Genomic DNA, 14118 nt, shown 5'->3' on the forward strand with positions numbered 1-14118 from the left:
TATCGTTCGGTCCAATATATACTGGACCGAACGATACAGAAAGAGCGAGGCTTTGATGGGCAGATCACAAGAATTCGACACAACAGCCGTGGTCGCTGCCGCTTTGGACGTTTTCTGGGCACGCGGATACGAAGGCGCCTCACTCGGCGACCTCGAATCCGCGACGGGGCTGAGTCGGTCAAGTCTCTACAACTCGTTCACCAACAAGCGCGGATTGTTCGACGCCGCCGTGCAGCTGTACCTCGACCATGTCATCCGGCCACGTCTGCGCAGCCTCACGACAAATCCCGGGGCAGACGCCGTCGACGACTACCTTTCCTCGCTTGCGCACGCGATCGGCACCATGACCGCCGACTCACCTCGGCGCGGTTGCCTACTTCTCAATACGGCTGCCGGACTCGGCGCGCACGACGATGCGGTGGCCGCAGTGATCCGCGCTTACCGCCGAGAGCTCGCCGACGCGATCAACAGTGGATTACACGCCGCGTTTCCAACCGAGACAGACGCCACGCTCTCAGATCGCACTCGAATCCTTCTCTCCTGCACGGTAAGTGCATTGGTACTCGCACGAGTTGACACCGAAGAGGCCATCGCAACTCTGGAATCTGCGCGCCGACTGAACGCAGAGTGGCAGGGATAATGACCGGAAAGCTCACGCCATTGCCCGCCATCAGGCGGGTAGGCGATGATGCTTCACGTGCCCAAGTTGACTACGCCCGCGATCGCCACTGGCTCTCTCGAGGGGATGGACCAACCCTCGATCCGCGTGGGGACTTCCGCGATTCTCCGACCCTGGACCCGCGACGACGCACCGGCCGTCATGGAAGCCTTTCGCGATCCGTCGATTCAGCGTTGGCACATCCGCCGCGCCGACTCGATCGACGAAGCACGGGGTTGGCTCACCCAGTGGAGAGACGGGTGGGCAAGCGAATCCGAATGCCATTGGGCGATCGCCGCTCCCGAGACAAATGAACTCCTCGGCCGAATCGCAGCAAAGGGGGTGAATTTGTGGGACGGCACTGCCGAGCTCGCATATTGGGTGACCCCAGCGGCGCGCGGCCGCGGACTGTGCACCCAGGCTGTAACCGCACTGTCCGAGTGGGCATTCCGCGAAGTAGGGTTTCATCGATTGGAACTCGCACACTCGATCCACAACCCACGATCGTGCCGAGTCGCCACCAAAGCAGGGTTCAGCGAAGAAGGTGTTCGACGAAGCTCCGCCAGGCACGCCGACGGCTGGCACGACATGCACGTCCACGCCCGACTACGTAGCGATCAGCCTTCGGCAACGACCCGCGCCGCGAGGGCAAGCGTCTGATCCACCAATTCCGCAACTCGCTGCGGCACGACCGGTTCGAGGTCGAACAGAATTCGGTAGATGATCGGCGCCACTACATGGTCGACCACCGAATCACCATCCACGCCGGCAGCTTCCGGCCAACGCGCGAGGATCACGTCGATCTGCGTCCGACAGAAGAAGGCACACTTGAACTTCTTCGTACCGTCCGGTGCATGCGTCTGATCGTCGCTCATCAACACGTCACGCAACGAAGCACGACCGACAGGCGCAGACATCTCCTCGAGGTACTCCTGCGCCCAAATCGTCAGATCCCCTCGGAGCGAGCCCGTTTCACGCGGGTCGGCGTCCGGGCGCAATCTCTCGATCGAGACGTCGGCAAAGACTTCGTTGATGTCACCCCACCGCCGATAGATGGTCGACGGGGTCACTCCCGCATCGGTCGCGATCATCGGCACCGTGATCTCGGCTCGATCACGCTGTTCCAACAACTTGCGCGCCGACGCATGCACGGCCTGTTGGATGCGCGCACTACGGCCACCGGGGCGCGGACCTGCGGACGGACTCATAAATCCAATACTAACGCAAAGATGTTGCATTAGGCTACGGCCAGGCGTAGCGTCCCAAACGCAAAGTATTTGCGTTTGAAGTCTTCACCACCCGCACGGGAAGCGCTACGACAATGACAACGACCGTTTCACCACAGACCGAAAGCACTTCACGCCCACGCCTTGGGCGAGGCGTCGCTTTCACACTCATCGCCGTCATCATCGCCACGTTCCTGGGCGCATCCGCGACCCCGACACCGTTGTACGAGCACTATCAACAGTTGTGGGGATTCTCCTCGCTCGCGTCGACGCTCGTGTTCGGCATCTACGCTCTCGCATTGCTCGCCACGCTCCTGACCGCCGGATCCCTGTCCGATCACATCGGCAGGCGCCCGGTCCTGCTCGGAGCACTCGCGCTCGAGGCAGTCTCGCTCGCACTGTTCGCCTCGGCCGACGGTTTGACCATCCTGCTCATCGCCCGGGTCGTACAGGGTGTTGCCACCGGCGCTGCAATCAGTGCTCTGGGTTCGGCATTGATCGACCTCGAACGCACTCCGGGCCGAGGATCGATCATCAACAGCGTCGCTCCGACGATGGGGCTTGCAGTCGGAGCAGTGGGTTCGAGCCTCATCAGCGAGCACCTGCCCCGGCCCACCAGCACTGTCTACCTGGTCCTTCTCGTGCTTGTCATTCTCGAGATCTTCGGAGTATGGGCCGCTCCCGAGACTTCGGGCGGACGCCCCGGAGCCTGGCAGTCCCTGCGCCCCACACTGGCCGTTCCTCGTCAGGCGCGCACGATGATTGCCCTGACCGCACCGTGCCTGATCGCGGTCTGGGCGCTGGGAGGTTTCTACCTCTCACTCGGACCTGCATTGGCGCGCAACGCACTTGACGTTCACAGCTCCCTCATCGGTGCCATCATGGTTGCAACACTGACAGGATTCGGAGCGGCAGCAGTACTCACCTTCCGCAAACTCGGCGGCCGGACCGTGATGCTGATCGGAACCACCGCCTTGGTGCTCGGGGTGGCCGTCACACTCATCGGTGCTGAAACATCCTCTGCCGTATTGATTCTGGTCGGTACGGCTGTTGCAGGTATCGGCTTCGGAGCAGGATTCCAAGGAACTATCCTCACCGTCATGCCGCTGGCCGAGAACCACGAACGCGCGGGTTTGTTGTCCACCGTCTACGTCATCGCATATCTGGCCAACAGTCTTCCCGCCTTGCTGGCCGGCTACCTGGTCGGCAAGGTCGGATTGGTGGATACGACGCGTGGTTACGGAGCACTCGTCATGGTGCTCGCGGCAGCCGCACTGATCGGACTGCTGGTCACCGGCGAGCGAAAGGTCGAAGCCGTCTCGGTGTCGGAGTAGGTGTCCCCCGATCGGTGGACACACCGTTCCGCCTGCACAGGGTCCGGGGAGTGGACATACGACATCGATCTGCTCCGACATAGTTGTCTTCGAGAGAGCCAACCGAACGCTCACCCGGACAAAGGACACCGACGATGACGAACCCACGCTACGTAGTTGCCGCAATCACAGCTCTGGCCGCCGGCGCCCTCACGTTGGGATTGAGCGGAATCGCCAGTGCCGGAACCCTTCCCACAACCGGCAACAGCATCACGATGACGATCAGCAACGACACCGAACAGACAATTCATCTCGAAGGCGCCGACAACCCCTACGGACAGTGGATGCAGAGCCCACGCCAGTCGCTCGCGCCTCACGAGACCGAGATCGTCACGGCATACAACCAGGACCCGCGCGGCCTGACGGTCGACGTCGTCTATTCCACTCCCGACGGCGGACAAGCAGTCTTCATGGCCAACGACTATCCGCAGTTCGACACCGACGGAACTCGCACCACCGACCCTGATCACTACTTCATCTCGAGCTACATCGACGGCTACTACCCGAACCTGAGCGTCGGGTACCACCTCAGTGCGGTGTGACTGCAGCAGTCGTCATAAGTAATCCATCTGCCTCTCAGACGCACTTGTTCTTGGACATTCGTCCGGCGCGCGGGGATTGTTGAACGCAGCCCCGCACGACCAGGCACACGCCCCGCTGCCGGTGGCCCGAACATCAACGGGAGAGGGAAAACCACAGTGCGACTACCCAACCAGTTTCTGATCTACGTCAGCGATGCCGCCTCCGCAGCAGCGTTCTACGGCGAATTGTTCGACGCGAAGCCTGAGGTCCTCAGCCCTCGGTACATGACCTTCGACCTCGGCGGCGGTGTGGTCCTTGCACTGTGGAGCGGCAAGTCCCGCGACCTCGATCCCGCGACACCGCGCAATTTCGAAGTCGGCATCTTGGTCGACGGCGGGAGCAACGAAATTCGGGCGATCCACGACGAGTGGGTGGCCAAGGGAGTCGAGGTCGTCGAAGAACCCAACGAAGATGTCTTCGGTCTGACGTTTGTCATTTCAGATCTGGACGGAAACCGCGTCCGCGTAGCGCCCGCAGATCACTGAGCACTCAGCCTTTGATCTCGCCGTACCGGCGCAAGGCCTCCTCACGCTGGTGCGCGTGATCGACTATCGGGTCCGGGTAGTCGACTGGGCGCATCGCCTTCAACGAGTGGACGGCCTTCCCGGGAACATCGCGAAGTTCGGGGACCCACCGACGGACGTATGTGCCGTCGGGATCGAACTTCTCCCCTTGCGTGATCGGGTTGAAGACGCGGAAGAAGGGCGAAGCATCCGTACCCGACCCGGCAGTCCACTGCCACCCGTGCTGATTGGAGGCCAAGTCACCGTCCACCAGTTGCGACATGAAGTACCGTGCGCCGCGCCACCACGGAATGTGCAGGTCCTTCACCAGGAATGACGCGACGATCATTCGGACCCGATTGTGCATCCAGTTCTCGGCGGCGAGTTGCCGCATGCCGGCATCCACGATCGGGAAGCCGGTCTTGCCTTCACACCAGGCCGTGAAGGCGGCGTCTGCGTCGACTCCCCCGTCGTGACGTAAACGGTCGAACTTGTCGTCGTAGTTCTTCCGCGCGCTGTCGGGGCGCTGAAACAGGATGTCTGCGTAGAAGTCTCGCCAAGCAAGCTGGCGACGGTACGCCTGAGCGCCGTCTCCGAGTCGCTTGGAGAGATCTGCCAACATGGTTCTCGGATGAATCGTGCCGTACTTGAGCGGGATCGACATCCGACTCGTGGTGTCGAGGTCGGGTCGATTTCGTTCGTCGTCGTACCGGTCAAGATCGTTCTCGCAGTATTCTTTCCACTGTTCGAGCGCACCGGCCTCACCGACGACATCGCTAACGGTGCCGGACGGCGCGGGGATACTCACCCGGCGCGGGCCACCGTCCTTCTCGCTCGGATCGAACCAACGGACCGTCCCCGCATCGGTCGACGCGGGGCCCCGCCAACCATGTTCCATCCACTGACGGAAGTACGGCGTGAACACCTTGTACGGATCACCGTCCGCCTTGGTGACGCGTCCGGGCGCCACGGCATATGGTGACCCGGTGGCGATCAACTCCACCTTCTCGGCCACGGCCGCGTCGCGCCGTCGGCCGTAGGGCCCGTAGTCGCCACTGATGTGAACTTCTTCGGCGCCAACGGATTCCGCCACGCGGGGCACCACGTCTGCCGGATCACCTCGAACAACCATCAATCGTCCGTCGAGCTGGTTGTCGAGTGCCGACAAGTTGGCGAACAGTTGATTCTGGCGGGGTGAGCCTGCCGGTCCGAGCAACTTCTCGTCGAGGACGAACAAACCCAACGTCTGTCCGCCGGCATCCGCCGCTGCAGTCAGAGTCGGAAGATCACCGACCCTCAGATCGCGTCGAAACCAGATCACAGAGTTACTCACCCAGTCGAGCCTACCGATCAGATCTCAGAACGCATCCCACCGCGCGGGCCGCCAGTTGCGCCGCTCTTTCGGCTGTCGGTTCGGAGGTGAGCCCGAGCAGTCGCCGCCGGTGCTCCTCCCCGAGCAGCAAGGTGTACAACTGATCCGCGCACAGCGCAGCCTTCTGGCCGTGCTGATCGATCAAAATCTTCTCCAGAAAGGCAATCGACTTGGCCGGGCCGGATTCGTAGAACGCTGCGGCCAATTCAGGGAACTGCACGGCCTCGCCGATCATCATGCGGTGCAGCGCAATCGAGTTGTCGCTGTGCAGGGCGATGACGATGTCCACTGCAGCGGCGAGCAGGTCGGACTGGCCCTCGCCGGCATCGTCGACGTACGCGTGCTGACGCGCAACCGCAGCTGCAAAGACCGCAGACTTGTCGCCGAAGTAGCTGTACACGGTGCGCTTGGCGACGCCGGCCACCGTGGCAATGCCCTCGATGGTAGTTCGGGCGAACCCGACATCTCGAAACGAGTCGACAGCGACGTCGAGAATCTCGTTGCGTCGTTCGGCGCGCTCGGCGTCACTGGTTCTCCCACGTCTGCGCGGTTGCTCCATCAAGTCCCCTGTTACCGAGCCGGTGAATTAATGCTACGTTGACGTTTCATTAATTCGAATACTACAGGAGCACTGCATGACCGGACAACGACTCGTCCACGTCGCTATCGCCGACGACTGGGAAGCATGCAAGCGTTTCGGTGAGTACGAGGTCTCGACGCGCGGAATCAGTTACGACGAGGCAGGATTCATTCGCGCAACGAACCCGGACGCACTCGCTTCGGTGCTCGATCTGGTGTTCGGCGACCTCACATTGCCACTGGTCGTCGCCGTCATCGATCAGGACGCCCTGACCTCCGCAGGCATCGACGTCGAATGGGAGGCGGGAAAGCCCCGAATCCTCCGACCTCTACCGATGGACGAGGACACCGTGGTCGCCGAACTGGCCATGGAACGCGTTGACGGGGTCTGGCCGATTCCCGACCTGACCCCGTACGCAAGCCGCACCGACTAGACCAGCGCAGCCTCGGGTTCGACCACGGGGGTCGACGCCTTCTTCCGACCGGCAGCCACGCACAGCGCGATCCCGACGGCAATCCAGCACACCAGCACCAGAAGTGGCGTGGTGGCGCCATGGCCGTCGAAGAACGCCATCGAACGGACGGATGCTCCTGCGGCGCCGGGTGGGAGCAGCTGCCCCAAAGCGCCCCAACCCGCGGGCAACCACGCGGCAGTTGTCGCCATCCCCGAGAGTGGGTTTCCGATGAACATCATCGTGACGGCGCCCAAAGCGAACCCCTTCATCCCGAGCAGGGATTCGAGCCCCAAAATGGGAAGCGAGATGGCCGAAATACCAACGGCGAGTGTGAGCGCGGTGAGCAGGTAGTTTCCGTCAAGACTGTTGGTGCCGAACTGCAGAATGGCAGTCAGTGCAAAACCCGCGACCACCGCGACGCCGGCAGCGCCCAACACTCGCTTGACAATGCTGCGCGGAAACAGCTGCACGAGAACAACAGCAGGCATGATTCCACCGAACACCAGAGGCAAGGCCAATGCCGTGAGCCCAGCACCAGTCGGGTCGTCCGCCGTCAACGGCACAACGTCTTCGACGGGAACCTTTGCCCCCGAGGCCTCCGAGAGGCCGTTGGCCACCCCGGTCAGGGTCTGGGCGATCGGGGTTCCGCCTGCAGTCGCGATCAACACGTGAGGACCGTTGGCATCAACGGCGATTCCGCCGACCACGTCGCGATTCCGAATCGCGTCACGCAGGGCGTCGGCGTCGGCGAATTCTCGAGTATCGAAGGCGCCTTGCTTACTCGCCTCGAGCGAGGTGCTGATCTGTTCGGTTGCCGCAGCTGGACCGGTGATGCCCAACTTCAGTTCGTGCGGGCCACTGTTGACCGAGGGCAGTACGAAGGCAAGCAGCATCAGCCCGATCACGGCGGACAAGCCCAACACCACAGCCACCAACTTCTTGCGGTCCTGTGCTTCAACTTCGGCGTTCATAACTACCCTCCCTAAGTGGAAGTTTTTCCTCCACTATTTGTGGAAGATATTCCTCCGGTTATGATGAACTGTCAATACCGGAGGTGGATGTGCGAGCCGATGCACGTGAACGCAGAAACGCAATAGTCGACGCCGCACGAGCGGTGTTCACCGAACGCGGGCACGACGCGCCGCTCGATGCAGTCGCAGAACTCGCGAAAGTGGGCATCGCCACGCTGTATCGAAACTTTCCGACGCGCGAGGACCTCGTGACCGCCGTCGCCGTCGCAACACTGACCGATGTCCGCGAGGCTGCCGACATCGCACTCACGGCAATGTCCACCGATCCGGCAAACGCGTGGCACACGCTGGTGGACCGCCTCGTGGAACTGCGCCTGGGTGCGCTCATTCCTGCGCTGGTGGAACGCAGTTTCACCGAGCTGGCGCCCGAAGTTCTGGCGGTGCGTGAGGTGACGAAAACGAAGATGACCGCGACGATCGGCGCCGCTCAGAGCGCCGGACTGGTTCGCGCCGATCTGCAACCGCTCGAATTCGTCATGGCTCTGGCCAAACTGACGCGCCCGCAAATCGAGTTGTCCGACGAGGCCATGCCGAACCTGGTCCCGCGGTTGGTCGCGGTGTTCATGGCCGGTCTGCGTCCGGACGGTACCGACTTGCCGGTCTGATCGGCGAAACCCGACGTACCAGGCAAGGCACAATGGGGCTGTGACCGAGATACCGAAAATCCTCGTAGTCGACGACGACGCAGACGTCCTGACCTCACTCGAACGCGGATTGCGGCTCTCGGGATTCACCGTACTGACGGCGGTGGACGGCGCCGACGCGCTCCGAGTGATCTCCGACAAGCGACCGGACGCGGTAGTCCTCGACATCAACATGCCGGTGCTCGACGGCACCGGTGTGGTGACGGCGCTTCGTGCCGCCGGCAACGAAATCCCGATCTGCGTGCTCAGTGCGCGCAACTCGGTCGACGATCGCATCGCCGGACTCGAATCCGGTGCAGACGACTACATGGTCAAACCGTTTGTTCTTGCCGAACTGGTTGCCCGGATCCGCGCAATGCTCCGTCGCAGCAACACTCCGGCCGGCGATCACTCCGAGGGTACGAATACCCTGCGGGTCGGAAACCTCGACATCGATCTCTCCGGTCGCCGGGTTCGTGTCGACGGCAAGGAAGTACCGCTCACCAAACGCGAATTCGAGCTACTCGAAGTGCTCGCACACAATTCCGGCATCGTGCTCACTCGCGAACGTCTCCTCGAACTGGTGTGGGGCTACGACTTCGTCGCCGACACGAACGTCGTGGACGTCTTCATCGGCTATCTGCGTCGAAAGTTCGAATCCGGCGGTTCACCTCGTCTGCTGCATACCGTTCGCGGCGTCGGGTTCGTGCTTCGGGAGAACCCGTGAAGCGTCGCCGCTTCTCACTACGAACTCGCGTTGCCGCGGCCGCGGCACTGGGGGCGACGTTCATCGTCATCGCACTCGGTGTGGTCGTTGCACTGGCTATCGCACGAAACAATTTGGCGCAGTTGGACCGTCGATTGGAGACGGCATCGACGGTCATCGTGGCCAATGCGGCTACAGCGGGACCTTTTCTCGGCGCGTTCGGAGACGGCGGCGCCTTTTCCGTGACCATCCGATCCGACACCGACGGAACCGTCAAATCCAGTACCCCGACGCGACTGCCCGAACTACCGGTCGGCTCGGCGACCGTCGACGTGGACGGTACGAAGTACCGGGCATATACCGCCGAGGCCGACGGGATCAATGCCCTTGTCTCGCTGGCGGTTCCCTATGCCGAAGCGCGAGACATCACAGTCGACCAACAGCGACAGGTTGCGTTCTTCGGCGTCGGGGCCGTAGCGGCCGCAGCTGCGTTGGGATGGTTGTTCGGTGGCCCGGCGGTGCGCCCCCTCGTGGAGTTGACCCGCCGGATCGCCAGGCGCGATCCCGATCTCGCCACCGAGGTTTCCGGAATCCGTGAAGCGGACGAGCTTGCCGCAGCAGCAGAATCGATGCTCAGCGACGTCGCTCGAGCGCAAGCCGCAACCAACTCCGCCCTTGCCGCCGCCCGAGATTTTGCGTCCGCCTCGGCTCACGAACTCCGAACTCCGTTGACAGCAATGCGAACCGACATCGAAGTGTTGTCCATTCACGACCTCGATCACGAACAAAGACGGGAGATCCTCACAGATCTGGCCCGCGCGCAGGGCCGCGTCGAGTCAACTCTGAGAGACCTCGAGCGCCTGGCGAAGGGTGAACTCTCGACGGCCGAGGATTTCAAGGACACCGATTTGACCGAGGTCTGCGACATCGCTGCCGACGACGCACGCCGACATCATCCTGGGCTCGACGTCGGCGTCGTCACGGTGGATTCCCCACTCCCCTATTGCATCCGGGCCCTTCCCGGCGGAATCCGGTTGATCCTCGACAACGCGATCACCAATGCAGTCCGCCACGGCGGCGCGAGCGCGGTGCGCATCACCCTCGCTCGCCCGGCAGATTCACCGGACACCGTCACGATCACGATCGACGACAACGGTTGCGGAATACCGGCCGAGGAACGCTCGAGCGTGTTCGAGCGCTTCACTCGCGGATCGACGGCAGGCAAGACAGGCTCCGGTTTGGGCCTGGCGCTGGTGGCGCAGCAGGCGGCCCTGCACGGCGGACGGACGACATTTCACGACAGTCCACTCGGCGGGGCTCGCCTGCTGGTCGAACTCAGGGATCAGCCCGGACCCGAATAGCCCTTCAGGTCTCGATCAACTGGCCGATCCCCGACGCTGTCACTTCGATGACCCGAGCCGAGCCGATGTCGAAGAACAGTCCGGCGATACGCAGGCGACCATCCACACGGGCCTGACCGACGAGAGGATGGCGTTCGAGAGTCTGCAATTGGACTGCGACATTGACCATTCCGAGCTGATCGACCTCCGAGAAACCTGCCTCGGCCGCAGCACGCGCGACCGGATGGCCACTCGTATAGGCCTGCAAGCTCGTCTCCGCATGCCGCAGCCATTCACCGACGACTCCCGATTCCGACGGACCGTTGGTCAGGAGTGCTTGCATCGCGCCGCAGCCCGAATGTCCGCACACGACCACCGAGCTGACACCCAACTCGTCGATCCCGAAGGCCAGTGCCGCTTCCACCGACGTATCGCGGCCGCCGGCAGGAACCAGGTTTCCGACATTGCGCACGGTGAACAGGTCGCCGGGGCCACTGCTCGTGATGATGTTCGGCACCACTCGCGAATCTGCGCAGGTAAGGAAAAGAGAGTCGGGGTTCTGCCCGTCGCGCAACTGATCCATGTGCGGCCGTATCGCTTCGGCGCGATGGCGATGATAGTTGGACACCCCGTCGAGAATGGGCCGCAAGGCCGGCGGGCTGCTCAGATTCCTCCCCGAAGCCTGTGGTTGCCAACTGCCCCACGGCGCGAGCAAGCCGCGCAGGTCGGTGACTGCGGCGCCGCGCTTCGGCGGACCGGTGGTCGCGCTCTCCATACTCACCGAGCCGACTTCGTCGATGACCACCGAACCACCTGCCAACTCGTACTGCCTCGCCCACTCTTCGATGACGTCGAAGACGGCATGGTCGAGGAAGTCGACAGACAGCTCGACGGTGACGTCCGACCGCGGTGGGAGTCCGGCGAGCACCGACGTCAGCTTGGGCAGCACCAGGAAGGTGCACGAGCCTTCGACCAGGACGCGCCACTTCCCGGAATCGTTGTCGCCCAACTCTTCTGCGGTGACAGTTGCGCGGATGACACGCCACACCAGGAGGGCGATGGCCAGCGCCAACCCGATCAGGACGCCCTCGAGCAGATTCAAGAACACGACGCCGACCACCGTGATGCCGTACACCCACAGATCACCGGTCCGTCGCGCCAACCGAATGTGCGCCAGCTTGACCAGTTGAATACCGATGACAATCAACAGTCCGGCCAATGCAGACTTCGGAATCTGCTGGACCAACCCGGCGAGCGCAGCCGAGAACAGCAGAATCCACAGGCCGTGCATGATCGACGACGCGCGGGACTTCGCCCCGGCCTCGACATTGGTCGCACTGCGCACGATCACCCCGGTGACCGGAAGGCCGCCGATGGCCCCGGACACCATGTTCGCGGTGCCCTGGCCGAGCATCTCGCGATCGAAGTTCGACCGCGGGCCCGAGTGCATCTTGTCCACGGCCACGGCCGAGAGCAGACTCTCCACACTGGCGATCAGGGCGATGGTGAGGATGCCGGTTGCGACGCCGAGCCACTGGCCGTCGGGCAGAGCGGGGAGGCCGATCGAGTCCAGCAAAGATCCGTCGAGAGCAATACGCTCGACGTCGATCGGCAGCGCCAGCGAAGCGAGAGTTGCCAATACGATGCCCACCAACGCCGCCGGAACCTTGCGGACACCGGCAGGGAGATAGCGCCACCCGAGAAGGGTGGCGATGACGACGAGTCCGATCATCAGGTCCTCGACATGCAAGGCACCGATCTGTGCGGGCAACTGCCGTAGATTGTCCAGCGCCGAGCTGGCCGAGCTTCCACCCAACAACACGTGAACCTGTTGTAGCGCAATGGTGATGCCGATACCGGCGAGCATCGCATGCACCACCACTGGAGCAATAGCCAGCGCCGCACGGGCAATTCGGCTGAGCCCGAACACGATCTGCAGAATTCCGGCGCCGACGGTGATCAGGCAGGTGACTTTCCACCCGAACTTGCCGATCAGTTCGGCGACCACCACGGTCAGGCCGGCTGCGGGACCACTGACTTGCAGCGGTGAACCTCCCACAGCTCCGGCCACCACTCCGCCGACGATTGCGGCGATCAGACCTGCCATGATCGGCGCCCCGGAGGCGATCGCAATTCCCAATGACAGGGGAAGCGCCACCAGGAATACGACCAGCGACGCCGGCACGTCGTATCTGATCAGTTGCTCGAGATATCGCCTGCTTCCACCACCCGGCGGAGACGAATCCCCCACGACGCTCTCGTCTGCGGATGATTGTGCGTGCACTACGGACTGCGTCGACATAGATCTCCTCGCCGGACCCCGGATCCGGCTGCTGGGCAACATGTTCGAAGCGAATCGGCGATCGGTATCGCCGATCGACTGTGACCATGGTAACCGCGATTCCTTACCGTTCCCTTAGATGCGAGCCCAGACGTGGTCGACGTCACCGCCGCCCGGCACTGTGACTCGAACCTGAACATCGGTCCAAAAGATCGATCGAATTGCTTTAAACCGCAAGCATTTTGACTGACACACCTCCAGCGGCCGGCACACCTGAGCGCCGTCGGCGATAATGGTCGGGAGTGAACGCTCAACCGCAAACACAACGATGTGAAGGCAGGCACCATGTCCGATCAGTACGTCGCCGCGCAGGACCGCTACGAAGCCATGCCGTACCGCCGAACCGGTCGGAGCGGTCTCAAACTCCCGGCCATCTCGCTGGGCCTCTGGCACAACTTCGGCGACGACGTACCGATCGAGAACCAGCGCGCAGTTCTGCGGCGGGCATTCGATCTCGGAATCACCCACTTCGATCTTGCGAACAACTACGGTCCCCCGTACGGAAGCGCCGAGACGAACTTCGGCAGGATCCTGCGTGAGGATTTCTCTTCGTACCGCGAGGAATTGGTCATCTCGTCCAAAGCCGGCTGGGACATGTGGCCCGGCCCCTACGGATTCGGTGGTTCCCGCAAGTATTTGCTGTCGTCCCTCGATCAGTCGCTCGGACGACTCGGCGTCGACTATGTCGATATCTTCTACAGCCATCGCCCTGACGCCGAAACTCCGATCGACGAGACCGCAGGCGCCCTGATCAGCGCTGTCCAGCAGGGCAAGGCCCTGTACGCGGGTATTAGTTCGTACTCGCCGGAGCGCACCCGTGAAATCGCCGCACTGCTCGCCGCTGCGGGGGTTCCGCTCTTGATCCACCAGCCGAGCTATTCGATGCTGAACCGCTGGATAGAGCAGGACCTGCTGTCGGCTGTCGACGATCTCGGCGTCGGCGTCATCGCGTTCTCACCACTCGCTCAAGGCATGCTCACCGATCGCTATCTGAACGGCGTCCCCGAGGATTCCCGTGCAGCTCAAGGTAAGTCACTGGATCCGTCGTGGTTGACCGACGACGCTCTCACCCACATCCGCGCGCTCAACGACATCGCGGCAGACCGCGGCCAGTCGCTGGCTCAGCTGGCACTGAGCTGGGCACTCCGCGATTCGCGGGTCACCTCGGTACTGATCGGTGCGTCCAGTGTCGCCCAACTCGAAGCCAACGTCGGCGCGCTCGACAATCTCGAATTCAGCGCAGCCGAACTGGCCTCCATAGATCAGCACGCCAAGGACAGCGGCATCAATCTGTGGGCAGAGGCCAGTTCGATCTGAGCGATCACCTGC

Annotated in this window: 15 protein-coding genes; 10 read left to right on the top strand and 5 right to left on the bottom strand. The window is 62.7% G+C overall.

Annotated elements, in window-relative coordinates:
* Nucleotides 1-55: 55 nt before the first annotated feature.
* Both AC1Q6C_RS02565 and AC1Q6C_RS02570 read left to right on the top strand, forming a co-directional pair.
* Nucleotides 56-640 carry a TetR/AcrR family transcriptional regulator gene (locus tag AC1Q6C_RS02565; protein WP_064443857.1) on the top strand — a complete coding sequence of 195 codons (585 nt, stop codon included), beginning with the start codon at nucleotides 56-58 and terminating at the stop codon, nucleotides 638-640.
* 57 nt (nucleotides 641-697) lie between these two features.
* A complete protein-coding gene (locus AC1Q6C_RS02570) occupies nucleotides 698-1318 on the top strand; it encodes a GNAT family N-acetyltransferase (protein ID WP_230358970.1) in 621 nt (206 codons plus the stop codon).
* Here the strand turns inward: AC1Q6C_RS02570 and AC1Q6C_RS02575 are convergent.
* Nucleotides 1276-1866 carry a TetR/AcrR family transcriptional regulator gene (locus AC1Q6C_RS02575; protein ID WP_007733425.1) on the bottom strand — a complete coding sequence of 197 codons (591 nt, stop codon included), beginning with the start codon at nucleotides 1864-1866 and terminating at the stop codon, nucleotides 1276-1278. The two genes, AC1Q6C_RS02570 and AC1Q6C_RS02575, sit on opposite strands and share 43 nt — an antisense overlap.
* Nucleotides 1867-1979: 113 nt before the next feature.
* On the opposite strand from AC1Q6C_RS02575, the gene AC1Q6C_RS02580 reads away from it, so the two are divergent.
* The 3 genes from AC1Q6C_RS02580 (at nucleotide 1980) to AC1Q6C_RS02590 (ending at nucleotide 4324) form a co-directional block, all read left to right on the top strand.
* On the top strand, nucleotides 1980-3218 hold the full coding sequence (locus AC1Q6C_RS02580; protein WP_003940229.1) for an MFS transporter: 1239 nt from the start codon (nucleotides 1980-1982) through the stop codon (nucleotides 3216-3218).
* Nucleotides 3219-3352: 134 nt separating this feature from the next.
* Complete coding sequence (locus AC1Q6C_RS02585) at nucleotides 3353-3799, top strand: hypothetical protein (protein WP_003939681.1); 447 nt, start codon at nucleotides 3353-3355, stop codon at nucleotides 3797-3799.
* Nucleotides 3800-3955: 156 nt separating this feature from the next.
* Nucleotides 3956-4324 (top strand): VOC family protein, encoded by a 369-nt coding sequence (locus tag AC1Q6C_RS02590; RefSeq protein ID WP_003939994.1) that lies wholly within the window; start codon nucleotides 3956-3958, stop codon nucleotides 4322-4324.
* A gap of 4 nt (nucleotides 4325-4328) precedes the next feature.
* Here AC1Q6C_RS02590 and AC1Q6C_RS02595 read toward each other — a convergent pair whose 3' ends face one another.
* Entirely contained in the window at nucleotides 4329-5675 is a 1347-nt protein-coding gene (locus tag AC1Q6C_RS02595; RefSeq protein WP_230358971.1) for a cryptochrome/photolyase family protein, read from the bottom strand.
* A gap of 10 nt (nucleotides 5676-5685) precedes the next feature.
* Nucleotides 5686-6273 carry a TetR/AcrR family transcriptional regulator gene (locus AC1Q6C_RS02600; RefSeq protein WP_042921655.1) on the bottom strand — a complete coding sequence of 196 codons (588 nt, stop codon included), beginning with the start codon at nucleotides 6271-6273 and terminating at the stop codon, nucleotides 5686-5688.
* 76 nt (nucleotides 6274-6349) lie between these two features.
* Here AC1Q6C_RS02600 and AC1Q6C_RS02605 point away from each other — a divergent pair, with 76 nt between their 5' ends.
* Complete coding sequence (locus AC1Q6C_RS02605; RefSeq protein ID WP_073512668.1) at nucleotides 6350-6727, top strand: DUF952 domain-containing protein; 378 nt, start codon at nucleotides 6350-6352, stop codon at nucleotides 6725-6727.
* On the opposite strand, the gene AC1Q6C_RS02610 is transcribed toward AC1Q6C_RS02605, so the two are convergent.
* Nucleotides 6724-7719, bottom strand: a complete 996-nt coding sequence (locus AC1Q6C_RS02610) for a hypothetical protein (protein ID WP_007733448.1) — start codon at nucleotides 7717-7719, stop codon at nucleotides 6724-6726. The two genes, AC1Q6C_RS02605 and AC1Q6C_RS02610, sit on opposite strands and share 4 nt — an antisense overlap.
* A gap of 89 nt (nucleotides 7720-7808) precedes the next feature.
* Between AC1Q6C_RS02610 and AC1Q6C_RS02615 the strand changes: the two genes are divergently transcribed.
* Genes AC1Q6C_RS02615 through AC1Q6C_RS02625 form a run of 3 tightly spaced genes read left to right on the top strand, consistent with a single transcriptional unit; the run spans nucleotide 7809 to nucleotide 10469 of the window.
* Complete coding sequence (locus AC1Q6C_RS02615; RefSeq protein ID WP_003939888.1) at nucleotides 7809-8384, top strand: TetR/AcrR family transcriptional regulator; 576 nt, start codon at nucleotides 7809-7811, stop codon at nucleotides 8382-8384.
* 40 nt (nucleotides 8385-8424) lie between these two features.
* Nucleotides 8425-9129 (top strand): response regulator transcription factor, encoded by a 705-nt coding sequence (locus AC1Q6C_RS02620; RefSeq protein WP_003939853.1) that lies wholly within the window; start codon nucleotides 8425-8427, stop codon nucleotides 9127-9129.
* Nucleotides 9126-10469: a sensor histidine kinase gene (locus AC1Q6C_RS02625; protein WP_003939972.1), complete on the top strand. Its 1344-nt coding sequence runs from the start codon at nucleotides 9126-9128 to the stop codon at nucleotides 10467-10469. Before AC1Q6C_RS02620 ends, AC1Q6C_RS02625 begins: the two co-directional genes overlap by 4 nt.
* Nucleotides 10470-10473: 4 nt before the next feature.
* Here the strand turns inward: AC1Q6C_RS02625 and AC1Q6C_RS02630 are convergent, their stop codons facing one another.
* Nucleotides 10474-12750: a SulP family inorganic anion transporter gene (locus tag AC1Q6C_RS02630; protein ID WP_492666358.1), complete on the bottom strand. Its 2277-nt coding sequence runs from the start codon at nucleotides 12748-12750 to the stop codon at nucleotides 10474-10476.
* Between the two features lie 324 nt (nucleotides 12751-13074).
* Here AC1Q6C_RS02630 and mgrA point away from each other — a divergent pair, with 324 nt between their 5' ends.
* Entirely contained in the window at nucleotides 13075-14106 is a 1032-nt protein-coding gene (gene mgrA, locus AC1Q6C_RS02635; protein WP_007733451.1) for an L-glyceraldehyde 3-phosphate reductase, read from the top strand.
* The last annotated feature ends 12 nt before the right edge of the window (nucleotides 14107-14118 follow it).

This window comes from Rhodococcus sp. MT28, from assembly GCF_058792695.1.